Origin of the sequence: Streptomyces sp. NBC_00388 (assembly GCF_036061255.1) — a bacterium.
In the GTDB taxonomy this organism is placed as follows: domain Bacteria; phylum Actinomycetota; class Actinomycetes; order Streptomycetales; family Streptomycetaceae; genus Streptomyces.
This window is the reverse complement of the sequence record NZ_CP107948.1, coordinates 1,715,297-1,741,573: the sequence shown is the minus strand read 5'-3', so window position 1 is coordinate 1,741,573 and position 26,277 is coordinate 1,715,297. Positions and strand designations below refer to the sequence as shown.

General features: G+C 72.0%; 26 protein-coding genes. 8 read left to right on the top strand and 18 right to left on the bottom strand.

The genetic code is table 11. The features are described from left to right. Positions 1 to 152 precede the first annotated feature (152 nt). Positions 153 to 800 carry a winged helix-turn-helix transcriptional regulator gene (locus OG917_RS08020; protein ID WP_328316853.1) on the bottom strand — a complete coding sequence of 216 codons (648 nt, stop codon included), beginning with the start codon at positions 798 to 800 and terminating at the stop codon, positions 153 to 155. An 88-nt stretch (positions 801 to 888) separates the two neighbouring features. On the opposite strand from OG917_RS08020, the gene OG917_RS08015 reads away from it, so the two are divergent. Then, positions 889 to 2,100: a pyridoxal phosphate-dependent aminotransferase gene (locus tag OG917_RS08015; protein ID WP_328316852.1), complete on the top strand. Its 1,212-nt coding sequence runs from the start codon at positions 889 to 891 to the stop codon at positions 2,098 to 2,100. 21 nt (positions 2,101 to 2,121) lie between these two features. On the opposite strand, the gene OG917_RS08010 is transcribed toward OG917_RS08015, so the two are convergent. The 7 genes from OG917_RS08010 to OG917_RS07980 form a co-directional block, all read right to left on the bottom strand. Further along, positions 2,122 to 3,336: a TerD family protein gene (locus tag OG917_RS08010; RefSeq protein ID WP_328316851.1), complete on the bottom strand. Its 1,215-nt coding sequence runs from the start codon at positions 3,334 to 3,336 to the stop codon at positions 2,122 to 2,124. An 88-nt stretch (positions 3,337 to 3,424) separates the two neighbouring features. Next, a complete protein-coding gene (locus tag OG917_RS08005; protein WP_328316850.1) occupies positions 3,425 to 4,423 on the bottom strand; it encodes a zinc-dependent alcohol dehydrogenase family protein in 999 nt (332 codons plus the stop codon). Next, positions 4,420 to 5,277 (bottom strand): carbohydrate ABC transporter permease, encoded by an 858-nt coding sequence (locus OG917_RS08000; RefSeq protein WP_328316849.1) that lies wholly within the window; start codon positions 5,275 to 5,277, stop codon positions 4,420 to 4,422. Before OG917_RS08000 ends, OG917_RS08005 begins: the two co-directional genes overlap by 4 nt. Continuing rightward, the gene (locus tag OG917_RS07995; protein WP_328316848.1) at positions 5,274 to 6,221 is read right to left on the bottom strand and encodes a carbohydrate ABC transporter permease; all 948 of its coding nucleotides are present in this window, start codon (positions 6,219 to 6,221) and stop codon (positions 5,274 to 5,276) included. Before OG917_RS07995 ends, OG917_RS08000 begins: the two co-directional genes overlap by 4 nt. Next, entirely contained in the window at positions 6,218 to 7,585 is a 1,368-nt protein-coding gene (locus OG917_RS07990; protein WP_328316847.1) for an ABC transporter substrate-binding protein, read from the bottom strand. The genes OG917_RS07995 and OG917_RS07990 overlap by 4 nt, the downstream gene beginning before the upstream one ends. Before the next feature lie 25 nt (positions 7,586 to 7,610). Next, complete coding sequence (locus OG917_RS07985; RefSeq protein ID WP_328321724.1) at positions 7,611 to 8,372, bottom strand: DeoR/GlpR family DNA-binding transcription regulator; 762 nt, start codon at positions 8,370 to 8,372, stop codon at positions 7,611 to 7,613. Positions 8,373 to 8,617: 245 nt separating this feature from the next. Next, positions 8,618 to 9,442, bottom strand: coding sequence for an NAD-dependent epimerase/dehydratase family protein (locus tag OG917_RS07980; RefSeq protein WP_328316846.1), 825 nt, complete (start codon positions 9,440 to 9,442; stop codon positions 8,618 to 8,620). A 268-nt stretch (positions 9,443 to 9,710) separates the two neighbouring features. Between OG917_RS07980 and OG917_RS07975 the strand changes: the two genes are divergently transcribed. Continuing rightward, a complete protein-coding gene (locus OG917_RS07975) occupies positions 9,711 to 10,673 on the top strand; it encodes a 5-dehydro-4-deoxyglucarate dehydratase (RefSeq protein ID WP_328316845.1) in 963 nt (320 codons plus the stop codon). Further along, positions 10,670 to 11,833, top strand: coding sequence for a hypothetical protein (locus OG917_RS07970; protein ID WP_328316844.1), 1,164 nt, complete (start codon positions 10,670 to 10,672; stop codon positions 11,831 to 11,833). The genes OG917_RS07975 and OG917_RS07970 overlap by 4 nt, the downstream gene beginning before the upstream one ends. Before the next feature lie 55 nt (positions 11,834 to 11,888). Here OG917_RS07970 and OG917_RS07965 read toward each other — a convergent pair whose 3' ends face one another. Then, positions 11,889 to 12,917, bottom strand: coding sequence for an aldo/keto reductase (locus OG917_RS07965; protein WP_328316843.1), 1,029 nt, complete (start codon positions 12,915 to 12,917; stop codon positions 11,889 to 11,891). A 124-nt stretch (positions 12,918 to 13,041) separates the two neighbouring features. Between OG917_RS07965 and OG917_RS07960 the strand changes: the two genes are divergently transcribed. Next, a complete protein-coding gene (locus tag OG917_RS07960) occupies positions 13,042 to 14,025 on the top strand; it encodes an AraC family transcriptional regulator (protein WP_328316842.1) in 984 nt (327 codons plus the stop codon). Here the strand turns inward: OG917_RS07960 and OG917_RS07955 are convergent. After that, positions 13,985 to 14,770 carry a GNAT family N-acetyltransferase gene (locus OG917_RS07955; protein ID WP_328316841.1) on the bottom strand — a complete coding sequence of 262 codons (786 nt, stop codon included), beginning with the start codon at positions 14,768 to 14,770 and terminating at the stop codon, positions 13,985 to 13,987. The two genes, OG917_RS07960 and OG917_RS07955, sit on opposite strands and share 41 nt — an antisense overlap. Before the next feature lie 142 nt (positions 14,771 to 14,912). Between OG917_RS07955 and OG917_RS07950 the strand changes: the two genes are divergently transcribed. Then, on the top strand, positions 14,913 to 15,701 hold the full coding sequence (locus OG917_RS07950) for an HAD family acid phosphatase (RefSeq protein ID WP_328316840.1): 789 nt from the start codon (positions 14,913 to 14,915) through the stop codon (positions 15,699 to 15,701). Positions 15,702 to 15,761: 60 nt separating this feature from the next. On the opposite strand, the gene OG917_RS07945 is transcribed toward OG917_RS07950, so the two are convergent. From OG917_RS07945 to OG917_RS07920, 6 genes are all read right to left on the bottom strand, one after another. Further along, positions 15,762 to 16,199 carry a hypothetical protein gene (locus tag OG917_RS07945; RefSeq protein WP_328316839.1) on the bottom strand — a complete coding sequence of 146 codons (438 nt, stop codon included), beginning with the start codon at positions 16,197 to 16,199 and terminating at the stop codon, positions 15,762 to 15,764. A gap of 56 nt (positions 16,200 to 16,255) precedes the next feature. Next, complete coding sequence (locus OG917_RS07940; RefSeq protein ID WP_328316838.1) at positions 16,256 to 17,704, bottom strand: peptidoglycan D,D-transpeptidase FtsI family protein; 1,449 nt, start codon at positions 17,702 to 17,704, stop codon at positions 16,256 to 16,258. A 63-nt stretch (positions 17,705 to 17,767) separates the two neighbouring features. Beyond that, positions 17,768 to 18,418: a response regulator transcription factor gene (locus OG917_RS07935; protein ID WP_443059062.1), complete on the bottom strand. Its 651-nt coding sequence runs from the start codon at positions 18,416 to 18,418 to the stop codon at positions 17,768 to 17,770. Next, positions 18,418 to 19,680 carry a sensor histidine kinase gene (locus OG917_RS07930; RefSeq protein WP_328316837.1) on the bottom strand — a complete coding sequence of 421 codons (1,263 nt, stop codon included), beginning with the start codon at positions 19,678 to 19,680 and terminating at the stop codon, positions 18,418 to 18,420. Before OG917_RS07930 ends, OG917_RS07935 begins: the two co-directional genes overlap by 1 nt. Further along, positions 19,677 to 20,669 carry a hypothetical protein gene (locus OG917_RS07925; RefSeq protein ID WP_328316836.1) on the bottom strand — a complete coding sequence of 331 codons (993 nt, stop codon included), beginning with the start codon at positions 20,667 to 20,669 and terminating at the stop codon, positions 19,677 to 19,679. Before OG917_RS07925 ends, OG917_RS07930 begins: the two co-directional genes overlap by 4 nt. Positions 20,670 to 20,813: 144 nt before the next feature. Next, positions 20,814 to 21,587: an IclR family transcriptional regulator gene (locus OG917_RS07920; protein WP_328316835.1), complete on the bottom strand. Its 774-nt coding sequence runs from the start codon at positions 21,585 to 21,587 to the stop codon at positions 20,814 to 20,816. Between the two features lie 154 nt (positions 21,588 to 21,741). On the opposite strand from OG917_RS07920, the gene OG917_RS07915 reads away from it, so the two are divergent. The 3 genes from OG917_RS07915 (at position 21,742) to OG917_RS07905 (ending at position 24,658) form a co-directional block, all read left to right on the top strand. Further along, the gene (locus tag OG917_RS07915; RefSeq protein WP_328316834.1) at positions 21,742 to 23,268 is read left to right on the top strand and encodes an aldehyde dehydrogenase (NADP(+)); all 1,527 of its coding nucleotides are present in this window, start codon (positions 21,742 to 21,744) and stop codon (positions 23,266 to 23,268) included. After that, positions 23,265 to 23,873, top strand: coding sequence for a DUF1349 domain-containing protein (locus OG917_RS07910; protein ID WP_328316833.1), 609 nt, complete (start codon positions 23,265 to 23,267; stop codon positions 23,871 to 23,873). Before OG917_RS07915 ends, OG917_RS07910 begins: the two co-directional genes overlap by 4 nt. 275 nt (positions 23,874 to 24,148) lie before the next feature. Then, positions 24,149 to 24,658, top strand: a complete 510-nt coding sequence (locus OG917_RS07905) for a GNAT family N-acetyltransferase (RefSeq protein WP_328316832.1) — start codon at positions 24,149 to 24,151, stop codon at positions 24,656 to 24,658. A gap of 189 nt (positions 24,659 to 24,847) precedes the next feature. Here the strand turns inward: OG917_RS07905 and OG917_RS07900 are convergent, their stop codons facing one another. After that, positions 24,848 to 25,039, bottom strand: a complete 192-nt coding sequence (locus tag OG917_RS07900) for a ferredoxin (RefSeq protein ID WP_328316831.1) — start codon at positions 25,037 to 25,039, stop codon at positions 24,848 to 24,850. 20 nt (positions 25,040 to 25,059) lie between these two features. Then, positions 25,060 to 26,277 carry a cytochrome P450 gene (locus OG917_RS07895; RefSeq protein WP_328316830.1) on the bottom strand — a complete coding sequence of 406 codons (1,218 nt, stop codon included), beginning with the start codon at positions 26,275 to 26,277 and terminating at the stop codon, positions 25,060 to 25,062.

Sequence of the window (26,277 nt, the reverse complement as noted above, 5' to 3'; positions counted from 1 at the left end):
CCCTCATCTGCGGGTGGTATCGGTCACGTGTTCCGGGTTGGGGCGTGTTGTCCGTCACTCGTACCGGGCAGTAGGGGCGCGACGGCCTTAACGGGCCTTTATGGGGACGGAGTTCGGGCCCGCGGGGTTGCCCCGCGATGGTGCGGCGCGGCTCACTCCGCCGGCGGGGCCACCGCCCCGGAAGGCGTCCCGCCCGGCGCGTCGCGCGGCGGGGTTTCGAGCCGCGCCCGGCCCTCCCGCATCGCCCGGTCGAGCGGGAGGCTCCCGTCCCCGAGGGCGATGCAGGTGTCGGCGTCCAGGGTGAGCCGGGCGTCGGGGCGGTCGGCCGGGCCGTCGCCGTAGAGCGGCTCGCCGCCGTCGGTGCGGACGTGGAACACCCCCTCGTCCAGCCGTACCTCGACCACCGCGGCGCCGAGCCCCGCCAGACGGCGGGCCAGGGGCAGGGCGAACCAGTGGGCGCGCAGGGCGTCCGTCGGCCGCCGCTCGCCGAGGGCGGGGGTGCCCCAGTCGGCCAGTGCGGTGAGGACGGGCAGCAGCGCGGTCCCCCGTGGGGTGAGTTCGTAGACGGAAGCGGGCGCCGGCGGCGGCAGCCTGCGCCGTGTCGCCAGCCCTTCGCGCTCCATGTCCTTGAGTCGTGAGGCGAGCACGTCGGTGCTGACCCCCGGCAGGTCGGCGTGGAGGTCGGTGTAGCGGCGGGGACCCGCCAGGAGCTCGCGGACGATCAGCAGGGTCCAGCGGTCTCCGACGGCGTCCAGGGCGCGGGCGGTGGCGCAGTACTGGTCGTAACTTCGGCGTGGCATGCACCGCAGTCTAGACAGAAAGTTGGACTTTCCAAGCTGCCACTTGGTAAAACCAAGTGAAGCAAGTGAGACCTGGGAGGGTCACGGCATGGAGTTCCGCCAGTCGAACAAACTGAGTGATGTCTGCTACGAGATCCGGGGCCCGGTGATCGACCAGGCCAACGCGCTGGAGGAGGCGGGGCACAGTGTGCTGCGCCTGAACACCGGGAATCCGGCGCTCTTCGGTTTCGAGGCACCGGAGGAGATCGTCCAGGACATGATCAGGATGCTGCCCCAGGCGCACGGATACACGGACTCGCGGGGCATCCTCTCCGCCCGGCGGGCTGTGGCCCAGCGCTACCAGGCGCTCGGGCTGCCCGACGTCACCGTCGACGACGTCTTCCTCGGCAACGGCGTCTCCGAACTGATCTCGATGGCGGTCCAGGCACTCCTCGAGGACGGGGACGAGATCCTCATCCCGGCGCCCGACTTCCCCCTCTGGACAGCTGTCACCACGCTGGCGGGCGGGCGGGCGGTGCACTACCTGTGCGACGAGTCGGCGGAGTGGTACCCCGACCTCGACGACATGGCGTCGAAGATCACCGACCGCACCAAGGCCGTGGTCATCATCAATCCCAACAACCCCACAGGTGCGGTCTATCCGCGCGAGATCGTCGAGGGCATCCTCGCTCTGGCCCGCCGCCACGGGCTGATGGTCTTCGCGGACGAGATCTACGACCAGATCGTCTACGACGACGCGGTCCACCACACGGCTGCCGCCCTCGCTCCCGACCTGGTCGTGCTCACGTTCAGCGGCCTGTCCAAGTCGTACCGCGTCGCGGGTTTCCGCTCCGGCTGGCTGGTCGTCACCGGGCCCAAGCAGCACGCGAAGAGCTACCTGGAGGGTCTGATGATGCTCGCCTCCATGCGGCTGTGCGCCAACGCCCCCGCCCAGTACGCCATCCAGGCCGCACTGGGCGGACGCCAGTCCATCAGGGAGCTGACGGCGCCGGGCGGCCGCCTGCGCGAACAGCGCGACCGGGCATGGGAGAAGCTCAACGAGATCCCGGGCGTCTCCTGCGTGAAGCCGAAGGGCGCGCTCTACGCCTTCCCCCGGCTCGACCCGAAGGTCCACCGGATCCACGACGACGAGAAGTTCGTCCTGGACCTGCTGCTCCGCGAGAAGATCCAGGTGGTGCAGGGCACCGGCTTCAACTGGCCGACCCCTGACCACTTCCGGATCCTGACGCTGCCGTACGCCGACGACCTGGACGCGGCCATCAGCCGGATCGGACGTTTCCTTGCCGGGTACCGCCAGTGACACCGGGCGGGGCCGCCGCCGTCACAGCGACTGGCCCGCGGGCTTGACCATGCCCCTGACCGTACGGGACTTCACGAACTCGCCCATCGCGGTCATCTCCCACTCGCCCGAGAACTGCCTGATCAGCTTGGCCATCAGCACCCCGGTCTGCGGTTCGGCCTCGGTCAGGTCGAACCGGACCAGCTCCTCCCCGCTCGCCGCGTCGATCAGCCGGCAGTAGGCCTTGGCGACCTCGGTGAACTTCTGGCCGGTGAAGGAGTTGACCGTGAAGACGAGAGCGGTCGCCTCGGCGGGGATCCTGCCGAGGTCGACCACGATCACCTCGTCGTCGCCGGCGCCCTCGCCCGTCAGATTGTCGCCGGAGTGCTTGACCGCGCCGCCGAGGATCGAGAGGTTGCCGAAATAGCAGCTGTCGATGTGGTTGCGCTGGGGGCCGAAGGCCATCACCGAGGCGTCCAGGTCGATGTCCTTGCCGTGGAAGGCCGGCTCCCAGCCGAGGCCCATCCGCACCTGGGACAGCAGCGGCTTCCCGCCCTTGACCAGGGAGACCGTCTGGTTCTTCCGGAGGCTGACCCTGCCCTTGTCCAGGTTGATCCGCCCGGTGCCGGCGGCCGGGGCCCGCGGTGCGGAGGGCGGGGGCGGCGCCGCGGCGGCGACCCGGGGGTCCGCCGGCGGCGCGGACGGCATCGGCGGGGCCTGCGGGGCTGCCGATGCGGGCGCCGGCGCTGCCGCGGGCTCCTCGACCGACACACCGAAGTCCGTCGCGATACCCGCCAGTCCGTTCGCATAGCCCTGGCCGACGGCGCGCACCTTCCAGGCGCCGTTGCGCAGGTAGATCTCCACGATGACCAGTGCGGTCTCGGCGCCCAGCCGCGGCGGGGTGAAGGAGGCCAGGACGCTGCCGTCGTCCGCGGAGCGGACGGTGGCCGTCGGCTCGATGCCCTGGAAGGTCTGGCCCGCCGCGTCCGGGCTCGCGGTGATCACGATCTTCTCGATGCCCGCGGGGACCGCAGCCGTGTCCACCACGATCGCGTCCGGCGCCGAGCCGCCGCCGGAGCGGTGGCCGACGCCGGGTCCCGACGGCTGGTTGTAGAAGATGAAGTCGTCGTCCGAGCGCACCTTGCCGTCGGCGGTGAGCAGCAGGCCCGACACGTCGAGCCGCACCGGACCTGCCACGTCCACCGCGACGCGGGAGGTCGGAAGCGGGATGTTCGAGCCTGAGGTCATTGCGGTCATGCCGGAGGAACGAGCGACAGGGCTTTACGGTTCCTTGAATCTTTCCCCGGGCCCGGGACGTCCCTCCCACGCGCCTCCCGCGGCCGGGTCACGTCCCCGGCAGCACCACGATCTTCCGGCCGATGCCCGCCTTGAAGCGGTCGAGCGCCGCCGGATATCCCGAAAGCGGCAGCCGGTCGCTGATGAAGACCGCCGGGTCCAGCACCCCGGCGGCGAACAGCTCCGCCGCCCGCTCGTAGCTGTGCAGCACCGCCATCGAACCGGTGATCGTGATCTCCTGGTTGTAGATCCGGTACGGGTCGATCGTCGCCCGTGTCGCGTAGTCGGCGACTCCGAACTGCAGATACGTGCCGGCCTTCGCCACCCGCCCCAGACCGTCCTGGATCGCGGCCGCGTTGCCGGTCGCGTCGATGACGACGTCCCAGCCCTGCCCTGCCCGGTCCAGCTCGTCCGCACCGCCCGCCGCCGCCGAGCAGCCCAGGCCGCGCGCGGTGGTGAGCCGTTCCTCGTTGATGTCGACGATGTCGACGCTGGCCGCCCCGGTCCGCTTGGCCAGCTCCAGCATCATCAGCCCCATGGTCCCCGAGCCGTAGATGAGCACGTGCGAGCCGAGCCTGCTGTTCAGCACGTCGTAGCCACGTACCGCGCAGGAGAGCGGTTCGATCAGGGCGGCGTCCTCGGTCCGTACGTGTTCGGGCAGTTTCACGCAGTTGGCGGCGGGTGCCACCGCGTACTCGGCGGCGCCGCCGGCGGTGGTCACGCCGATCGCCGCCCACTTCTCGCACATGTTGTTGTGGCCGAGACGGCAGTAGCGGCACTCGAAGCAGTACAGGGACGGGTCGACCGCCACCCGGTCGCCCGCGGCCAGCGAGGTGACATCGGAGCCGAGCGCCACGACCGTGCCGGCGAACTCGTGGCCGGGGACCACCGGCAGCGTGGGCGCGAACTCGCCCTGGAGGATGTGCAGATCCGTGCCGCACAGCCCGCACGCGGCCACCTCGACGATCACGTCGCGCGGACCGGGTGTGGGGTCGGGCACCTCCCCGTACGTGACCTTGCCGACGGCTTCGACGATGGCGGCCTTCATTTCACGGCTCCCAGCGAGAGGCCCTGGACCAGCTTGTCCTGGGCGGCGAACCCCGCGGCGAGCACCGGCAGGGAGATGACGAGCGACGCGGCGCACACCTTCGCCAGGAACAGGCCCTGGCTCGTGATGAAGCCGGTCAGGAAGACGGGCGCGGTCTGGGCGGTGACGCCCGTGAGCACCCGGGCGAAGAGCAGTTCGTTCCAGCTGAAGATGAAGCAGATCAGCGAGGTGGCGGCGATCCCGGGCGCGGAGATGGGGGCGACGATCCGGGTGAGGATCACCGGAAGTCCGGCGCCGTCGACCCGCGCCGCCTCGATGACGGCGACCGGCACCTCGGCCAGGAAGGACTGCATCATCCACACCGCGATCGGAAGGTTCATCGAGGTGTAGAGGATGACCAGCATCCAGATGTTGTCCAGCATCCCGGTGTTCTTCGCGAACAGATAGACCGGCAGCAGCCCGGCCACCACCGGGAGCATCTTCGTGGAGAGGAAGAAGAACAGGACGTCCGTCCACTTCTTCACCGGCCGGATGGAGAGCGCGTAGGCGGCGGGGAGGGCCAGCACCAGCACGCAGAGCGTGGAGACCACCGAGGCCACGGCCGAGTTGGCCAGCGCGGGCCAGGGGCTCGCGCCGCCGCCCGCGCCGAAGAAGTCGCGGTAGCCGTCGAGGGTGAGGGACGCGGCGAGTGACGGCGGGTTGGTCGCCGCGTCGGTCTCCGCGTGGAAGGAGGTCAGCGCCATCCACGCGATCGGCAGGAAGAAGAGGATCCCGGCCAGCCAGGCCGTCAGGCCGAGCAGGGTGCCCCCGGTGCGTGCGGCGCCCCGGGGCGCCGTCGTGTCTGCGGACTTCATGCGCGTGAGGCCTCCTCGCTGAAGAGGGACGAGACCACGCGGAGTGCGAAGGTCGCGATGATGATCGTGCCGATGACCACCAGGACCCCGGCGGCGGACGCGAGACCGTTCTCGTGTGCCTGGTAGAAGGCCTGGTAGACGGTGTACGGAAGGTTCGCGGTGCCCAGGCCGCCCGAGGTGATGGTGAAGACGGCGTCGAAGTTCTGCACGATGTAGATCGAGCCGAGCAGTGCGCCGAGCTCCAGGTAGCGCCGCAGGTGGGGCAGGGTCAGATGGCGGAAGATCTGCCAGCTGCCCGCGCCGTCGATCCGCGCCGCCTCGATCAGCTCCGGTGAGCGGCTCTGCAGCCCGGCCAGCAGGATCAGCATCATGAACGGTGTCCACTGCCAGACCAGCGACGCCTCGACCGCCAGCAGCGGAGTCTTCGAGACCCAGTCGGGCTGCGGGGCGCCCCCGCCCCCCACCCAGTGCAGGAGCCCGTTGAAGAGCCCGTACTCAGGGTTGTAGAGCACGTGCTTCCAGAGCAGCGCGGCCGCCACCGGGACCAGCAGGAACGGCGCGATCAGCAGCGTACGGACGAAGCCCCGGCCCTTGAAGCGGCGGTCGAGCAGCAGCGCCAGGACGAGTCCGAGCACCAGGCTGGCGAGGACGACGGCGACCGTCAGCAGCACTGTGGTCAGTACCGACTTGCGCAGGTCCGGGTCGGTGAGTACGTCGGAGTAGTTGGCGAATCCGGTGAAGTGCCGGGCTTTGGGGTAGAGCGCGTTCCAGTTGAAGAAGGAGATCACCACCGTCGCCACGAAGGGCAGCTGGGTGACGACGACCATGAAGATCAGGGCGGGCAGCAGGGGGGCCCGGGTGGCCCAGGCCCGCAGCCGGCCGCCCGGCGGTGCGGGCGGCGAGGGCGCCACGCGGGGCGCGGCCGGAGCGGTCGTCGCTGTCATCGTCCCTCGTACTCCTTCGCGATCTTCGCGGCGAGCCGCTGGGATGCGGCGATGGCCGCATCGACGGACTGGCGGCCGGCGATGGCCGCGCTGATCTCCTGGGAGACCTTGGTGCCGAGGTCGGTGAATTCGGGGATGCCGACGAACTGGATACCGGGTGCGGGACGCGGCTGCACCCCCGGGTTGCCGGGCTCGGCGCTCTTGATGGCGTTGAGCGTGACGTCCCCGAAGGCGGCGGACGCCTTGCGGTAGGAGGGGTCGGTGTAGGTGGAGGCGCGCTTGCCCGCAGGGGCGTCGGACCAGCCGCTCTCCTTGCCGACGAGCTCCTCGTACTGCTTGCCCGAGGCCCAGGAGATGAACTTCCAGGCCTTGTCCGGGTTGTGGGAGGTCTTCTGGATGCCCCACGCCCAGGTGTAGAGCCACCCCGAGCTGTCCGTCCTCTCGACCGGCGCCGGTGCGTAGCCGATCTTGCCCTTGACCGGGGACGAGGCCGACTCCAGCGATCCGGCGGCGGAGGTCGCGTCGTACCACATGGCGGTCTTGGACTGGGTGAGGTCGTTGAGGCACTCGGCGAACCCGGACTGCGCGGCGCCCGACTCGCCGTGGTCACGGACGAGTCGTACGTAGAAGTTCACCGCCTTCCGGAAGGCGGGGGAGTCGAGGCGGGCCTTCCAGTCCTTGTCGAACCAGGTGCCGCCGAAGGTGTTCACGACGGTGGTCAGCGGGGCGATCAGCTCGCCCCAGCCGGGCAGCCCGCGCAGGCAGATGCCCTTCATCCCCGGCCTGGCGCCGTCCGCCCTGGCGGCGAGCGAGGCGACCTGCTGCCAGGTGGGGTGGGCCGGCATGGTCAGATGCTTCGCCGCGAAGACGTCCTTGCGGTACATCAGGAAGGAGGACTCGCCGTAGAAGGGCTCGCCGTACAGCTTCTTGTCGTCCCCGGTGAGGGACTGCCGCAGCGCGGGCAGGATGTCCTTCTGGTCGAACGCGGTGTCCTGGGCCGCGTACGGGCCCAGGTCGTGCAGCCAGCCGTTCCTGGCGTAGATCGGGATCTCGTAGTTGCTCAGCGTGGCGACGTCGTACTGGCCCGCCTGGTTGGCGAAGTCCTGGCTGATCTTGTCGCGTACGTCGTTCTCGGGCAGCACGGTGAAGTTCACCTTGATGCCCGTCTCGCGGGTGAAGTGGGCGGCCGTGAGCTTCTGCAACTCCGTCATCTGCGGGTTGTTGACCATCAGCACATTGATCGAGTCCCCGCCGGACCCGCCTCCTCCGGCGCCGGTCCAGCAGCCGGACAGGCTGATGAGCAGCGCCCCCGATGCGGCCTGCGCGAGCAGTGCGCGCGGCCTCCGTCGGCTCGGGCTTCGCATGGATCGCTCCTCGGGTGGGTCGGGGTCAGACTCGGACGATCTGCGGTCCCAGCAGCGAGTAGCGGTGTGCCTCGGGTGCGGGCAGCAGGGTGCTGGTGACGATGGCTTCGAAGTCCGTGACGTCGGCGAACCTGCAGAAGCTCGACGCCCCGAACTTGGTGTGGTTCCCGGCGAACACCCGGCGTCTGGCGGCCCTGACCGCCTGCGCCTTGACCTCGCCGACCGCCGGGTCGGGCGTGGTCAGGCCGTGCTCGCGGGAGATCCCGTTGGCGCCGATGAAGGCCAGGTCGATGACGAACCCGGACAGCATCCTGGTCGTCCAGTGGTCGACGGTGGCCAGGGTGCCGGAGCGCAGCCGCCCGCCGAGCAGCAGGACGGTCGTCCGCTCGGCGAGTGCCAGTGCGCCCGCTGTCGCGAGGGACGCGGTGACCACGGTCAGCGGACGGTCGTGCGGCAGGGCCTCGGCGATCAGCTGGGGGGTGAACCCCTCGTCGATGAAGACCGTTTCGGCGTCGCCGAGCAGCCCGGCCGCAGCCTCGGCGATCCGCCGCTTCTCCGGTACGTGCATCGTCGTCCGGAAGTCCAGGGTGGTCTCGAAGCCCGCGCTCTCCACCGGGTAGGCGCCGCCGTGCGTACGCCGGACCAGCCCGTGGTTCTCCAGCGCGCGCAGATCGCGGCGCACGGTCTCCTTGGCCACCCCGAGGCGCGCGGACAGCTCGGTGACATCGACCGAGCCGGACTTCCGGGCGGCCCGGACGATTTCCCGCCGGCGCTGCTCCGCGCTCACTGACACTGGTTCTCCTCGGCTCTTCGCTTGCTGTGAGGAGATTTGTACAGCCGTCCGGATCATGTGAACAGGGCAGGAACGGGCTTGATCGTGCCCGTTTCTGTCTGTTTCCGCCGGGGTGGCACCGGTCCCACCTGGTGTGTTGTGCCCGTCCGGGCATGACAGAGGCCCGTCCGGTGTGCCGGACGGGCCCGTTTGCTGCCCGGATGCGGGCGCCCGCTGTGTCTGAACCGGTGGGTGGCGGGTCAGCGCGGCCAGATCGGCGGGTCGGTGAGGAATGGTCCGCCGAGGTGGGAGTGGGCCGGGTTCCCCGGGTCGAGCTCGCCCTGTTCGGCGATGAGCTTCGCCGCGTACGGCTCGGAGTCGTCCTGCGGTTCGTAGCCGAGCGCCCGCGCCGACGAGAGGTCCCACCAGATGCGGGTGTTGTCCGACGAGCCGTAGACCACCGAGTGACCGACACCGCCCGCGGTCAGCGCGGCGTGGAAGAGGCGCGCCCCGTCCTGCGGGCTCATCCAGACCGAGAGCATCCGTACGGAGACGGGCTCGGGGAAGCAGGAGCCGATCCGGACGGACACGGTCTCCAGGCCGAACTTGTCCCAGTACAGCTGGGCCAGGTCCTCGCCGAAGCACTTGGAGAGCCCGTAGTAGGTGTCAGGCCTGCGCGGGGTGTCGATCGGGATCAAGGCGCCCGGTGCGGCCGGGACTTCGCTGCCCGGGCTCGGCGTGTAGCCCACCGCGTGGTTGGAGGAGGCGAAGACGATCCGGGGGGTGCCCTCCTCGCGGGCCGCCTCGTACAGGTTGTAGGTGCCTTCGATATTGGCCCGCAGGATCTTGTCGAAGGTGGACTCCAGGGAGATACCGGCGAGATGGATCACGGCGTCGACACCCCGTACGGCCTCGCGCAGCGCCTCCCGGTCGGCCAGGTCGGCCGTGATCGCCGAGGGCTCGCCCTCGACCGGGACGGCGTCGAGGAGGCGCAGCTCGTAGCCGTACGCGGGCAACAGGCCCCGCATCAGGGTGCCGAGGCCTCCGGCGGCCCCGGTGAGCAGGATGGTGCGGGGAGCGGGCATGAGCGGGTCTCTCCTCGGTGAATCGGAACCGGCCGGCCGTGAGGGCGGATGCGTCCGGACGGATGCGTCCGTGGATCACATTCACATGCGTGGACAACGTAAGGAGGCCTGCCGAGCCTCGTCAAGTGGCGCGCGGAGCTGCGGATTCGGCGTCCGCCGAGGCGCTTCTTGTCTTGACCGCCCCCGCTCCGCTGGCTTAGCGTGGCGGAGTTCAGAGATATGGACACCGATCAGAACTATGCACGACTGGATGCCCCAGGGAGCGCCCGTGTCCTCAGCCCCGCTCGCCGGCCGACTCGATGGCCTGCTGTTCTTCCCCGTGACTCCGTACGGGCCGGACGGCGCCGTCGATCTCGATGCGTTCCGCGCGCATGTGCGCGACGGCATCGAGGCCGGTGCGGCCGCGGTCTTCGCCTGCTGCGGCACGGGCGAGTTCCACGCGCTCGGCCCCGAGGAGTTCGGCGCCGTCGTCGCCGCGGCGGTCGAGGTGAGCGCGGGCCGGGTGCCCGTCGTCGCCGGAGCCGGCTACGGCACTGCGCTCGCCGTCCGGTTCGCGAGGACCGCGCAGGAGGCGGGGGCCGACGGGCTGCTCGCCATGCCGCCCTACCTCGTCACCGGCGGCCAGGACGGGCTGGTCCGGCACTACACGGAGCTGGCGGCGGCCACACCGCTCGACATCATCGTCTACCAGCGCGACAACGCGGTGTTCACGCCCGCGTCGGTGGTGGCCCTCGCCCAGGTCGACGGGATCATCGGGCTCAAGGACGGGCACGGCGACCTCGACCTGATGCAGCGCATCATCAGCGCGGTCCGCACGGAGCTGCCCGGCCGGGACTTCCTCTACTTCAACGGTCTGCCCACCGCCGAACTCACCGCGCTCTCCTACCGGGCCATCGGCGTCACCCTCTACTCGTCGGCGGTCTTCTGCTTCGCCCCGGACATCGCACTCGCCTTCTACCGCGCGCTGCGCTCCGGCGACGACGCGACGGCGAACCGGCTGCTCGACGCCTTCTACCGGCCGCTGGTGGAGCTGCGCAACGAGGGGCGCGGGTACGCGGTGTCGCTGATCAAGGCCGGCGTACGGCTCGGTGGGCTGGACGTCGGCGGGGTCCGCCCGCCACTCGGTGAGCCGTCCCCCGAGCACATCGGCCGGCTCGCCGCCGTCATCGAGCAGGGCCGGGCGGCGCTGGCCGCCCCGGCGGTCGCGGCAGGGCCGGGGGAGCACGCGTGAAGACCTCCGCCTTCCTCTATCCCTGGGACGTCGTCGGCGACCCGGACGCCCCCGCCCGCATCGCGGATCTCGGTGTCCAGCAGGTCACTCTCGCCTCCGCCTACCACTCGACCCGCGCCCTGACCCCGCGTCACCCGCAGCACCGGATCGTCACCGCGGGACACGCCGCCGTCCTCTATCCGCCGTCCCCGGAGCGGTGGGCCGGACAGAAGCTGCGCCCCTACCCCGCCGGGTCCTGGGCCCCCACCCCCGATCCGTACGGAGAGGCCGCCGCCGCACTGGCCGCCGCGGGCCTTGAGGTCCACACCTGGGCGGTCCTGGCCCACAACACCCGGCTGGGCACCGAGCACCCGGAGACGTCCGTGGTCAACGCCTACGGGGACCGCTACCCCTGGGCGCCGTGCATCGCCCAGCCGGCCACCCGCGCCTACCTCACCGGCCTGGCCGTGGAGGCCGCGGTGCGCCCCGGCGCGCGCGGCACCGAACTGGAATCGCTGGGCTGGTACGGCCTCGCCCATCTGCACGCCCACGACAAGATCGCCGGAGTGGGGCTCGGTGACGCGGGCCAGTACCTGATGTCGCTCTGCTTCTGCCCGTCCTGCGCCGAGGGGTACGCCGGACTCGGCCTGGACGCGGCGGAGTTGAGCGCCGCGGTGCGCCGTGCGCTGGAACCCGGGTGGTCCTCGGGGGCGGCAGGCGCGGAGAGCGCCGCGGCCGGGGAGCTGCTCGGGGCCGGCCTCGCTGCCGCCACGCTCCGGTGGCGCACCCGGATCGCCCGCACGCTCCAGGAGCAGACCGTCGCGGCGGTACGGGCCGCGGCGGGCCCCGGCTTCCAGGTCCTGCTCCACGCCGACCCGGCAGCCCACCACTGCGGCGCGAACGCGGGCGTCGACCCCGGGCACATCCTGGGCGTCGCCGACGGTGTGGTGGTGCCCTGCACCGGCGGCCCCGCCCTCCTCGCCCCCTTCGCCGCGCACCGCACCGGCCGTACGGTCCTCGCGGCCAACCTCACCGTCGTCTCCGGCATGGGCGGCAGCCCGGCCACGCTGGCCGAGGACGCAGGCCGAGCCGCCGGACTGGGGGCGACCGAACTGCGGCTCTACCACGCGGGGCTGGCATCCGACGCCGATCTCGCGCTCGTACGGGCCGCACTGGCCTGACCCCCCCCGCTGCCCGGCCCGTACGCGCGGGCCCGCCCCTCACCCGGTGGCCGCGCTACCGCCTGCGGCGCAGCCCCGGGTCCTCGATCGCCGGCGGCGCCGCCGCGTAGTTGTCCGCCGGGTCGAGGTCCGTTCCCGGCGGGACGATCTCGTCGATGCGGTCGAGGATGTCGTCCGTCAGATCGATGCCGGCGGCGGGGAGCAGCCCGTCCAGCTGCTCCTGGGTGCGCGGGCCGATCAGCACCGAGCTGACGGCCGGGTGAGCGTGGGCGAAGGCGATCGCGAGCTGTGGCAGCGTCATCCCGGCGTCGTCGGCGAGAACGGTGAGCTCCGCCAGCGCGGCTGTCTTCAGCCGGCCGGCCGGAGCGGACGCGTCGTAGGCCAGTGGCAGGGCGGAGGACATCAGCCTGGCCCGGTGGGTGGCCGGAAGATCAGCCCGCCCGGAGAGCCATCCGCTGTTCAGCGGACTGAAGGTGAGCACGCCCAGCCCGTAGCGCTGAGCCGTCGGGAACACGGCGGCCTCGGGTCCGCGGGTGAAGACGGAGTACATGGGCTGCTCGGTCAGGAACCGGTGGAGGCCCCGCCGCTCCGCCTCCCACTGGGCCTCGACCGTCGTCTCCGCCGGGAACATGGACGATCCGAAAGCCCGGATCTTGCCTGCCTGTACGAGGTCGGACAGTGCGGAGAGCGTCTCGCCGATGCCGGTTCCGTGGTCGGGCCGGTGGATCTGGTACAGGTCGATGTAGTCGGTGCCGAGCCTGCGGAGGCTGTCCTCGACCGCCCGGACGATCCATCTCCGCGAGCCGCCCCGCTGGTTCGGGTCCTCGCCCATCGGCCGTCCGAACTTGGTCGCGACGACGAGACCGTCCCGGCGGCCCTTGACGGCCCTGCCGACGATCTCCTCGGACTCGCCCCTGGAGTAGACGTCCGCCGTGTCGATGAGATTGATCCCGGCATCGAGCGCGGAGTGGATGATGCGGATCGCGTCACCGTGGTCCTGGTTGCCCAGGCTCCCGAACATCATCGCGCCGAGCGCGATCTCGCTGACGGACATTCCGGTCGACCCGAGAGTCCTGCGTTTCACCACGTCATGCCTCCGATGCCTCATCGTGCTGATTCCTGCCAGCCCATCACGCGGCCGCGCCCGCCCGGTAGACCGATCCTGCTGTCCGGTTGCACGATCCTGGCGACTCTGCTCTTATCCCGCCATGACTGATGTGGCATCAACGCCCGGGCCCGCCGAGCGGACCGCGGCGCTTCTCGGCGAACTCACGGCGCTGATCGTGCGCCACGCGGGCGGGACCCCGGTGCGGAAGACCAAGATCCTGGACGGCGTGGCCATCACGTACGCGGACAGGCCCACGCTGCCGGTGAGCGCGATGTCGGAGCCCTCGCTCGCGGTGGTCTGCCAGGGCGTCAAACGCACGGTCCTGAACGGGGTGCCGCACGACTGCCGCGCCGGGCAGTATCTCGTCGTCCCGGTCGACCTGCCGGTGACGGGGCAGGCGCTGGAGGCCGGCGCGGACGAACCCTTCGCCGTCTTCAGCATGACGCTGGACCCGGCGGCGATCGCACCGCTGCTCCTGGAGACCGCCCCCACCGGGAAACGGCCCGCCCTCTCCGGCCTCGCGGTCAGCGAAGCGACGCCCGGACTGCTCGATCCGGTCGTCCGGCTGCTGCGCCTGCTGGGACGGCCGGACGACCTGCGGGTGCTCGCACCCGGCATCGAGCGGGAGATCCTGTGGCGCCTCATCACCGGTGACCAGGGCGCACTGGTCCGTCAGATCGGCCTCGCCAACAGCTCGGTCGCGCGTATCTCCCGCGCCATCCGCTGGATCCGCGGGCACTACGACGAGCCCCTGCGCGTCGCGGACCTCGCGGGGCTGGCCCACATGAGCCCGTCGGCCTTCCACCGGCACTTCCGCGCCGCGACCTCGATGACGCCGGTCCAGTTCCAGAAACAGATCCGGCTGCGGGAGGCACGCGCCCTGCTCATGGCCGGGCCGGCGGAGGTCGCGGAGACCGGCCACCGTGTCGGCTACGGGAGTCCGTCCCAGTTCAGCCGCGAATACCGCAAGGCGTTCGGCGCGCCGCCCGGCCGGGACGCGGCGCGCCACGCGGGGCAGGGTGCCGGGACCGAGTCGAAGGGCCCTATCCCCGTGCCCCGTACGCATGAGGCGTCGTCGTGGTGAGTGCGCTGAAGCCGAGCCGCTGGAGGATGGGGCGGCTGTCGTCGGACGCGTCGACCTGGAGGAGGCGGACGCCGCGCGCCGCTGCGATCCCCGTGCGGTGGGCGACCAGCGCGCGGTAGATACCCCGGCCGCGCCAGGCCGGGGCCGTGCCACCGCCCCAGAGGCTGGCGAACCCGGTGCCCGGATGGAACTCCATCCGGGCCGCGCAGACCGGTTCGTCCCCGGCCATCGCCACCACCGCGACCATCGAGTCCGGGTCCTCGGCCAGCCGGGTCAGCACCTGGTGGTGGATCCGCGAACCGTCCGAGCCGAACGCGGCCTCGTGGGCCCGCGTCATGAGAGCCACCCCGGCGGCATCGGTCACCGGCCGCAACTCCACCCCGTCGGGCAGCCGTACCCCGGTCGGCAGCTCCCGGACCTCGGCGACCATCACCGTCTCCTGCGGCTCCGGCGTGAACCCGGCAGCGACGAGCCGCTCGGCCAGGCCGGCCGGGCGGTCATGGCCGTACAGCTTCCACTCGAACTCGCGCTCCAGGGCGGCGAAATGGCGTACCACCGCGGCGATCGCGGCATCGGCGCCGGCCGCGTCGAGATCCGACCAGAGCACGCCGTTCCAGCTCTCGGCGTCCGGCCCCGTCTGCACCACCACCCCGCCGACGCGCTCGACCACGCTGCCCGGGCCGTCCGGCGGAGCATCGCGCCGCATGCGCAGGTCGAACGCAGCCCGTACCGCTTCCAGATCCATCCGATCACTCAACAGCGGGCCCCCGCGGCCCGCAACCGGGTTTCTCCGCAACGGATCCGCAAAGACCCTTGTGCACTCCATGTGATGCGCGTAGACAACCAGTGACCTGCAGTCCGTCACACCAGAACCGGAGCACACGCGCATGCCCTCCAGACTTGCCAGGATCTCCGCCTGTACGGTTGCCCTCGCCGCGGCCGGCAGCGCCCTCTACGGCATCGGCGCCGCCAGCGCCGACAACGCGGTGCCGAGGACGGACCGGGAGATCCCGAACGTCACCAAGGTCGAAGACAGCATCAACGCCTACTACGGCGGCACGCCCGACGCTTCGGGCGCCTACCAGGCCTCACCGGGGAGCAACTACGCCAAGCAGGTCCGGGGCATCGAGGCGCGCGCGAAGCGGCAGATCGCCGAGGCCGTCCACCGCACCGGGCACGGGCGCAAGCCCGCCATCGTGCTCGACGTGGACGACACGACGCTGCTCACCTACGACTGGGAGAAGAAGAACGGCTTCGCCTACAACGCGACCGCCTTCGACGACTACGTCCAGAGCGCGCGGTCGATCGCTGTCTTCGGGATGCCCGACGTCGTCAACTACGCGGCGAAGAAGGGCGTCACGGTCTTCTTCCTGACCGGACGTGACGAGTCGCAGCGCACCGCATCGGCCACCAACCTCACCCGGGCCGGATACCAGGTGCCGGTGGACAGGTCCCGCTTCTACCTCAAGGACAAGGCCGCAGCGCCGTCGTACCTGAGCTGCGCACAGCCCGAGTGGACCTGCACCACGGTCCAGTTCAAGGCCGGGACCAGGAAGCACATCGAGTCGCTCGGCTACACCCTCGTCGCCAACTTCGGGGACCAGTACTCCGACCTCAGCGGTGGCTACGCCGACAGGACGTACAAGCTCCCGAACCCGATGTACTTCCTGCCGTGACCCGCTGACGGCCCGCCGGGGCAGGGGATGATCCGTGCCCCGGCTCCGGCGCCCGGCCGGTCAGGCCGCCGGGGCCGGGGAGGAGCGCCGCGCCGCGACCGTCTCGTACCGCAGCGCCACCCCCGTCACGACCGCGCCGGCGCCCTCCCAGATCCCGACCCCGAGGAAACCGGACGGCGCACGGCCGGCCACGACGGCAGCGGTGAAGACCGCGAAGGTGAGCAACCGGAACGGCACCGTCCAGCGGAAGAAGGCCCGCCAGTCGGCGGCGGCCGCCAGCACGTAGTACGCACCCATGTTCAGCGCGGCCATCGAGGAGGCCGTGATGAAGGTCCGGGTGTAGTCGGACGCCGGCCGCCCGGACGCGGGCGCGGAGAGGCTCATCGCCTTCAGCAGCGCGTCGGGCGAGACCAGGCCGAGTACGCCCAGCGCGGCGGCGAGCACACCGAACACAGCCATGGTCCAGCCGGACGGGGAACGGGGCAGTCGTATGACCATGGCGGCACCCTACGGCCCGGCGGCCCGGCCGGGGGCCACTACGGGTCACCGGGCGGCTACTTCAGCGCCGCCGCCATCATCTTCTGCGCGACAGGCCCCGCGAGACCGTTGCCGCTGACCTCCGCACGGGCCGCGTCCGAGTCCTCGACCAGCACCGCGACGGCCACCTCCTTGCCGGTCGACCTGTCCTTCGCGTACGAGGTGAACCAGGCATAAGGCGTCTTGCTGTTGTTCACCCCGTGCTGGGCCGTGCCGGTCTTGCCGCCCACCACGGCGCCGGGGACCTTCGCGCTCGAACCCGTCCCCTGCTCGACGACCGTCTCCATCGCACTCTGCAGCTGGGACGCGGTGGACGCCGAGACGATCCGCTCGGACCGCGCCTTCTCGTAGGACTGGAGGGTGTTGCCGTCGCCGTCCGTCACCTTGGAGACCATGTGCGGGTCGGCCATCACCCCGCCGTTCGACAGGGCGGACGTCACCATCGCCATCTGGAGCGGGGTGGCCGTCACGTCGAACTGGCCGATGCCGCTCAGCGCCGTCTGCGCCTTGTCCATGTGCGAGGGGTAGGTGCTCGCCGACGCGCGCACCGGCACATCCCGCCGGGCGTCGTTGAAGCCGAATTTCTCCGCCATCGCCCGCACCTTGTCCTGGCCCAGATCGTCGGCCACCTTGGCGAAGACCGTGTTGCAGGAGTATTCGAGCGCGGTGCGCAGCGTCGCGTTCTCGCAGGGGTCCGCGGCGCTCTCGTTGGTGAGGTCCGTGGTCGTGCCGGGGAGCCGGTACGGGTCGGGGCTGTCGGTCTTCTCGTCGATCGAGGAGAAGAGCCCGTCCTCCAGCGCGGCCGCCGCGACCACCAGCTTGAAGGTCGATCCCGGGGGCAGCGGCTGGCGCAGCGCCCGGTTCAGCATCGGCTGGCTCTTGTCGCCGGTCAGCTGCTTCCAGGCGTCACCGTCCGTCGTGCCGCTGATCTTCGACGGGTCGTAGGACGGCGTGGAGACCATCCCCAGGATCCGGCCGCTCTTCGGGTCGATGGCGACGGCGGCGCCCTTCTTGTCGCCGAGTGCCTCGTACCCCGCCTTCTGCACGGCGGGGTCGATCGTGGTCAGGACGTCGCCGGGCGCGGTCTGCTTGCCGGTGAGCGCGTCGACCGGGTTCTTCAGCCGGGTGTCCGTCCCGTCGAGGACGTCGCTGTAGATCCCTTCGAGCTGCGTCGACCCGTACGCCTGCGAGCTGTACCCGGTCACCGCCGAGTACAGATCCCCGTCGGTGTAGGTACGCCGGTAGGCGAGATCGCCGCTCTTCGTCTTCTTCGATCCGGTGACCGGCCTCCCTCCCACGATGATGTCGCCCAGCGGGTTCGCGTACTGCGCGATGGCTGTGCGCCGGTTGTTCTTGTTGTCCGCGAGGGCCTTGGTCTCGTATGCCTGGACCCAGGTCGCCCGCGTGAGCAGGGCGAGGACCAGGAGCAGGCAGAAGACGGAGGCGCGCCTGATTGTCTTGTTCATCCCGTATGAGGACGAGCGGGACGGGCGGTGGCGTTCCGCTCCGGCGACTTTCTCAGGGATCTCTCATCCGGGCCGGACGAACCCCGACTCGTACGCGGCGATCACCGCCTGGGTACGGTCACGGGCCCCGGTCTTGGCCAGCACCGCCGCCACATGGCTCTTGACGGTGGCCGCCCCGATCCCCAGGCGCGCCGCGATCGCGGCGTTGGTGAGGCCCGTCGCCATCAGCCGCAGCACCGCCGCCTCCCGCCCGGTGAGCCGTGCGGCCCAGGGCGGCGGGGCGGCGGCCCGTTCCCGGCGGCCGTGCTCGGCCGCCAGCGCACGGACCGCCGCCGGGAAGAGCAGCGAGTCGCCGCTCGCCACCAGCCGTACCGCCTGGATCAGCTCATCCGGCGCAGCGCGCTTGAGCAGGAACCCCGAGGCACCCGCACGCAGCGCGTCGTAGACGGATGAGTCGTTCTCGAACGTCGTCACGACCACGATGCGCGGCGGCTCGTCCATCGTGGCCAGGATCTGCTCCGTGGCGCGGATGCCGTCGGTCTGCGGCATCCGGACATCCATCAGGACGACGTCCGGGCGCAGCTCCCGTACCGCCGACAGCGCCTCGGCGCCGGTCGCCGCCTCGCCGACGACCGTCAGACCGGGCTCGGCGTCGATGATGACGCGCAGCGCCGTACGCACCATCCGCTCGTCGTCGGCGAGCACCACCCGGATCACCGGTCGCCCCCGCCCAGCGGCAGCCGGACCGTGAGCCGCCACACCCCGTCCGCGGGCCCGGCCGCGGCCTCGCCGCCGAGCAGCGCGGCCCGCTCGCTGATCCCGCGCAGCCCCTGGCCGCCGCCGGGGCGTTCCGGGCGCGGCCGGGCCGGCAGCGGACTGTCCATCCAGATCCCCAGCTCCCTGCCCGCGAGGGCGATCCGCAGCTCCACAGGGCCGGCCCCGCCGTGCCGCAGGGCGTTGCTGAGTCCTTCCTGCACGATCCGGTACGCCTCACGGGAGACCCGCTCCGGCGCCCGGCCGGGGTCGCCCGACGCGGTGTACGCCACCGCCAGCCCGCACTGCGCGACCAGGCCGCCGAGCGCGTCCAGCGCCGGGCCGGTGGCGCGGTCCGGGTCCGGCGGTCCGCCGGGCGGCGCGGGGTCCGGCTCCCGCAACAGGCCCAGCACCGAGTCCAGTTCACCCACGGTGCGCCGGGTCGTCTCCTCGATCGCGGCCAGCGCCTCCCGCACGAACTCCCGGTCCGTCTCCAGCACCCGGCGAGCGGCGACCGCCTGCAGCGTCACCGCGCTCAGCGCGTGCCCCACGGAGTCGTGCAGCTCCCTGGCGAGCCGGTTGCGCACAGCCAGGGCGGTCGCCCGCCGCTCCGCGTCGGCCAGCCGGTCCATGGGGGTGGGCCCCAGGAGTACCGGTGCGGCGCGGGCCAGCAGCGCACCTGCGCCCGTGCCGCACCCCACCAGCGCGATCAGCAGGGCGGCCCCGGCCGGCGGGGCGAGCAGTACGGTCCAGCCCCCGAAGGCGTGGTCCGGTCCCGGACCGGCGCCCGGGCCGCGGTCGCGCAGCGCCGCCGAGAACGGCAGCGCGATCAGCAGCACGGCGAGCGGCGGTACGGCCAGCGTCAGCGCGCCGAGCACACCGCCGAGTCCGGTGTGCAGGGCGAACCACGCGGCGGCCCGCACCCGCGCCGCCCAGGACCGGGCCGGGCCTTCGGCCAGCAGCCCCGGACGCGTACCGCACAGCGTCCGGGCGGCGAGGACCGACAGCGGGCGGGCGCGCGGGACGAGCGCGGTGAGCGCCGCGAGCGGCAGGGCGCAGGCGAACGAGACGAGTTGCAGCGGCAGCGAGGTGTACACGGAGCGCCCGCCCGGGAGCGCTCCGGTCACCGCCGACGTGGCCAGGAAGTAAGGCATCAGCAGCGCGCCGCCCAGGACCAGGTGGACCCAGCGCAGCCGCGCCCGGAGACCGAACGGAGAGCTCACCGGTCGCGTTCCGCCAGGAAGCAGGCGCCGGCGGTGAGGACCAGCATCCCGACGGTCATCTGCACAGAGTAGGTCAGCGTCATCAGCTGGGTGGGGGTCCTGCCGGAACCGGCAGGACCGCCGGAGGCGAGTGAGGAGAGCAGCAGCCACCCTCCCCAGCAGGCCAGGGCGCTCGAGCCGGTCCAGGACAGGGCCAGCGGGACCCGGACAGGCAGCCGCCCGCTCCACCGGAAGGCGAGCAGCAGCACCCCGGCGGCGGTGACCGCGGTGAAGACGGCGAACACCGCTTCCAGGGCATAGAAGTCGCCGGTCCTGTCGGCGGCCCGGGCGGTGCCGAGACCCGCCCGCACCCCGCAGGCCCAGAGCGTGTGCATGACGCAGGGGAGCAGGGCGAACACGGTGGCTGCCACGGCCGTCGCCCGCTGGACCGGTGCGGTGGGGGTGCGGGCGGGCAGCTCACCGGCCCGGCCGCGCCAGAGGTGGCCCCAGCGGTCCCTGGCGTACAGCACGAAGAGGGTGCCGAGGGCGAGCCCCTGCACGATGAAGCCCGCGTAGACGACGTCGAAGACCCACTCGTCGAGGAACGGCGGACCGGGTGCGGCCGGGGCGGTGGAGCCGGCCAGGCCGTGGACCAGCAGCTGGACCGGGAAGCCGGTCATGACCGGTGCCAGCAGCCCGGTCGCCACCCACATCGGCAGGATCAGCAGCCAGGCCGGGACCCGCCGGCCCCAGGGCTGGGTGAGGAGCAGCGCCAGCACGATGACGCAGGAGTCCAGCAGCACCGATCCGCTGTTGCCTGCGATCATCGCCCCCCGGTGGTCGAGGAGGGTGCTGCCGTCGGGGATGCCGGTCCTGCCGCCCGCGACCCAGACGGTCTTCAGGGCGAGGTACGGGCCGCAGGACAGGATGGCGGCGGCGCGGAGCACGGCGCGCGGCCGGGAGGGGTGCGCGGGCGGCGCGGGGGCCGGGCCTGGCAGGGTCGTTGTCATACCCTCCACGGTCCGCCTGAGCCGCGCCGCGTACGTCGTTCCCGCAGACGATCCGCCTCCGCCGTGCGGCGGAGGCGCCCCTCATCCGGCCGCGACCGGATCCCGCCGGGAGCCGCCGTGTCCGGCCGCGGGGAGCGGCGTCCCTCAGAGCCGGCGGGTCGCCAGGGTCAGCCGGTCGCGGGCGTCGAAGAGCGCGTCCTTGACCATCTGTTCATGGGCCGGGGTGAGCCGGGCCACCGGCACCGAGCAGCTGATCGCGTCGCGGGCCGGGGTCCGGTAGGGGATCGCGACACCGAAGCAGCGCAGTCCCAGCGTGTTCTCCTCGCGGTCCACGGCGTACCCCTGCTCACGGACCTGGTGCAGCTCCTCGATGAGCTTCTCGCGGTCGGTGATGGTGTGCTCGGTCAGCTGCGCCATGGTCTCCGGCAGCATCTTGCGGACCTGCTCGTCGCTGTGGGTGGCGAGCAGCGCCTTGCCCAGCGAGGTCGAGTGCGCGGGCAGCCTGCGGCCGACCCGGGTGAACGGGCGCAGATAGTGCTGCGACTGCCGGGTGGCCAGATAGACCACGTTGGTCCCGTCGAGGCGGGCGAGGTGGATGGTCTCCGTCGTGTCGTCGGAGAGCCGGTCCAGGGTGGCGCGGGCCGCCGCGACGACCTCGTCGCCGTCGATGTAGGAGGTGCCGACGAGCAGGGCGCGTACCCCGATGCCGTACCGCGTGCCGGTCGCGTCGGTCTCCACCCAGCCCAGCTCCACCAGCGTGCGCAGCAGCATGTAGAGGCTGGACTTGGGGTAGCCCACGGCCTCCTGGACGGCCGCGAGCGAGTGCATGCCGGGGCGTCCGGCGAAGTACTCCAGCAACTCGACCGTCCGCACCGCGGACTTGACCTGCGCCCCACCTGCTGTCTCGGCAGTCGACATTCGACCTTGCCCCTCTTGTCAATGCTCAACGCGCGTTATTAGAGTTCCAGCAGAAATTCATCATCAGGAACTGTGTTCAGAATACCGAACAACTTTACCGAACAACTCGTTGTGCGGCAGTGGTTTGCGGCAGTGGATCTGGAAGGACGTCACGGTGGCAGCAACACCAGTCTGGAGTGTCGACCCCCGAACCGGGAAGCAGCGCGAGCAGGTTGCGCTGGAGGCCACGACGGGTGAAGTGGACCAAGTGGTCCGCGCCGCCCACGCCGCACGTGCGTCGCTCACCGACCGTAGGGTACGGGCCGCGCTGCTGCGCGCCGCGGCCGACCTGCTGGACGAGGCCGGGCCTCATGTCATCGAGGCCGCCGACGCGGAGTCGGCCCTCGGTCCCGGCCGCCTCACCGGTGAACTCGCCCGCACCACCGCGCAGTTCCGGGCGTTCGCCGACGTGATCGACGAAGGTTCCTTCCTCGACATCCGTATCGACCACCCGGACCCCGCCGCGACACCGCCCCGGCCCGACCTGCGCCGCTACAAGCTGCCGCTGGGTGTGGTCGCGGTGTACGCGGCGAGCAACTTCCCGCTGGCCTTCTCGGTGCCGGGCGGCGACACCGCGAGCGCGCTCGCGGCCGGCTGCCCCGTCGTGGTCAAGGCGCACCCCGACCACCCCGCCACGTCCGAACTCTGCGCCTCCGTGCTGCACCGGGCCGCCGAACAGGTCGGAGTGGACCCCGCGGTCGTCTCCGTGGTGCACGGCTTCGACGCGGGAGTGGCGCTCGTCAAGCACCCGCTGATCGCCGCCGCCGGTTTCACCGGGTCGGTGCGCGGGGGCCGTGCCCTCTTCGACGCGGCGGCCGCCAGGCCGGTCCCGATCCCCTTCCACGGTGAGCTGGGCTCGCTCAACCCGGTCGTGGTGACGGAGGCAGCGGCCGCCGAGCGGGCCGAGGAGATCGGCGCGGGTCTCGCCGCGTCCGTCACACTCGGCACCGGACAGTTCTGCGTGAAGCCCGGCTTCGTGCTCGTGCCCGCCGGGCCTGGCGGCGACGCCGTGGTCAAGGAGCTGACCGCCGCGGTCAGCGACAGCGAGGCCGGTGTCCTGCTGGACCACCGGATGCGGGACAACTTCCTGGCGGGCGTCCGCGAGCGGGCCGCCCTGACCGGGGTCGACGTGCCGGTCACACCCGGCGCGGGCGGCGAGCACACCGTCAGCGCGGGCTTCCTTTCCCTGCCCGCCGCGCTGCTCGCCGCCGACGGTGAGCACGATCTGCTCCTGGAGGAGTGCTTCGGCCCGGTCACGGTCGTCGCGCGGTACGACTCCACCGACGAGATCGCCGTGGTGCTCTCCCGGCTGCCCGGCAACCTGACGGCGACCCTCCAGGTGTCCGCAGCCGAGGCCGCGGGCGACGGCGACGCAGCCGCCCTGCTCGACCGGCTCACCCCGCTCGCCGGACGGGTCCTGGTCAACGGCTGGCCCACCGGCGTGGCGGTCGCCCCCGCCCAGCACCACGGCGGCCCCTACCCGGCGACCACCTCCACCTCCACCTCGGTCGGCGGTACCGCCATCGAGCGCTGGCTGCGCCCGGTCGCGTACCAGACCACACCCGAGGCGCTGCTCCCGCCCGAGCTGCGCGACGCCAACCCGCTGGGCCTGCCGCGCCGTATCGACGGGCTGCCCGGGTGACCCGGCTGCCGGAGCTGCCCTTCCCGCTGCTCCCGTACGGTCCGCAGGCGCCCTGGGCGTACCGGGAGGGAGTGCTCTCGGTACGCGCCGGAGCGCACCAGGACCTGTTCGTGCCCCCGGCGGGCGACTCGCCCGAGCCGGCGTCGGACGCGCCCCGGCTCGTCGGCACACCACCGCCCGGGGACTTCCAGCTGATCGCCAGGGTGGCGGTCGGCTTCGCCGGAGCGGGGGACGCGGGCGCGCTGTACCTGGAGACGGGCGAGCGCGAGTGGGCCAAGCTCTGCTTCGAGCTCTCCCCTGACACTCCCACGGTCTGCTCGGTGGTGACCCGGGGGTACTCGGACGACGTCAACTCCTCGGTGGTGGAGGGCGGCAGCGTCTGGCTGCGGATCAGCAGGACCGGGAAGGCCTTCGCCTTCCACGCCTCGGCCGACGGCGAGCGATGGACCTTCGTACGGGTCTTCGCGCTCGGCGACGCCGCGGCGGCTGCCCGGGCCCGGATCGGCTTCCTCGCCCAGTGCCCGGCGACCGACGGCTGCGCGGTGACGTTCGACTCCGTGCGCTACCGGGACCACGCCCCCGCGGGGATGCGCGACGGCAGCTGACGGTGCGGGACCGGGCCATCCCGCACCGCCCGTTCCCGCCGACCGGCGGACCGGCGGGCCGAGGTCTGCCGTGCGGTCCCTGCCCATGCGCTCGGCGCGGGCCGCCGGGGCTCACGCCTCGCGCGGCGCGGGCTCATCCGGGCGGGCCGCGGGCACCTCTCCCGGCGGGTCGGCCTCACCCCCAGCGCCTACCGGGCCTCCTTCAGCCGCCTCACCACCACGCGGTGACCGGCCGCCCTGCAACCGGACGGTGATCAGCCGGCGTCCCTTCCGGCATGACACCCGCCGTTCTGATCCGCCCGGCCCGCCCGGCGGACATCGGTACCATCGCCGCGTTCCACGTTGCGGCCCGCGCCACGTACTACGAAGGCCGGATACCGGTCGAGGAGTACGCGAGCCCGGAAGTGCACGCACAGGTCCTGGACGGCTGGGCCCGTGCGATCGGACGGCAGGACGGCGGGGTGCTCTGCGCCGAGACCGCCGGCACCGTCTCCGGTGTCGCGTCCTTCCGGGTCTCGCACGGAGCCATGACGCTCATGCAGTTCCACGTCGATCCGGCCTGCTGGAGCCGGGGGATCGGGGGCGCCCTGCACCGTGCGGTCGTGGCTGCCTGGCAGCGGGACGGCGTGCCCGAGGCGCGGCTCGACGTCTACGAACACAATCTGCGGGCCCAGCGGTTCTACGCCCGGCACGGGTGGCTGCCGGAAGAGCCGGCGACCGGTGAGCCCGGCGGCGCGCACCTGACCCTGCGGCTGGAGATCCCGGCCGCCCCGGCCCGCGGCTGACGGCGGGGGCGCGTCCCCGCGGTGCGGCACCGCGGCCGTGGTCCCGCGGCCCGGCGCGCCCCGGACGGCGGGGAGCGGAAGCCGGGCCGCACTGTTGCCCGGGAGCGCGGCGCTCCGCGGCATCCGCGGGCACCCGCCGGTGCGTCCGCGGTGTACGGCCGGACCGCGCCCCTCGCCGTCCCGCGGGACCTACTCGGTGACGCGCACCGCGCCCGACGGGCAGAGCATGCCCGCCTCACGCGCCGCTGCGTGGGCCTCGGCGCCGGGTGCGGCGGCCAGGACCGTCACCACACCGTCGTCGTCCTGGTCGAAGACCTCGGGCGCCGTCAGGGCGCACAGGCCCGCCCCGACGCAGACCTCCCGGTCGGCCGTCACACGCATGGCTGCTCCTTCCGCCGCGGTCACCAGGTGACCGGGAGTTCGTTGACGCCCTGGATCGTCGTTCCCGGGCGCAGTGTCAGCTGCTCCACCGGCACCGCGAGCCGCAGGCCCGGCAGCCGTGATATCAGCGCCGTGAGAATGATCTCCAGTTCCAGGCGTGCCAGGTTCTGGCCGAGACACTGGTGCACGCCGTAGCCGAAGGCCAGGTGGTGGCGGGCCTCGCGCCGCACGTCGAAGGTGTCGGGGTCGGCGAAGACCGAACTGTCGCGGTTGGCGATGGAGTTGGTGACGATGACGCCCTCGCCCGCACGGATGATCTCCCCGGCGATCTCGATGTCCGCCGTCGCGATGCGTCCCCCGGCGATGTCCGCGATCGCCAGATAGCGCAGCAGCTCCTCGACCGCGCCCGGTACCAGCGACGGGTCGGCGCGCAACGCGGCGTACTGCTCGGGGTGTTCGAGCAGGGTGATGACGCTGAGCGACGTCATCGAGGCCGTCGTCTCGTGGCCGGCGACCAGCAGCAGGATGGCGGTCGACACCAGTTCCTCGCGGTCGATCGTGCCCTTCTCCAGCTGCTCCGTGACCAGCGTGCTGAGCAGCCCAGGACCCGGATTTCCGCGCAAGGAGTCCACCAGGCCGCCCAGATAGCCCTCCAGCTCGTCCCGGGCCGCGCGGGTGCCCGCGGCGTCCGGGGACTGGATCAGCCGCTTGCTCGCGTCCTGGAAGAAGTCGTGCTCGGCATAGGGCACGCCGAGCAGCCGGCAGATCACCATGGAGGGCACGGGCAGCGCGAACTGGCTGACGAGGTCGGCGCCCGGTCCGGAGGCGATCATCTCGTCCAGGAAGCCGTGCACGATCTCTTCGATGTCGGCCCGCATGCCCTTGATGCGCCGGACCGTGAACTCGCTGATGGTCATGCGGCGCTTCGGCCCGTGCTCGGGCGGGTCCAGGCCGATGAAGGCCGGCCGGCGGTCCCGGAAACTCGTCACCCGCTCGGAGGTCGCCGGGAAGTCGGCATGGGTGCGATCGGACGAGAGCCGGGGGTCGGCCAGCAGCTTCCGTGCCGTGTCGTATCCGGTCACCAGCCAGGCCTGGCGGCCGTCGTAGAGCGTGATCCGCTGCAGCGACCCCTCCTGGTCGCGAAGGTCGTTGTACTGGTCGGGCAGGGCGTAGGGGCAGGTGCGGTCGCTGGGGAAAGCGGGTGCGCCTGATGGGGGCGTCGTAACGGTCTCGGTCAT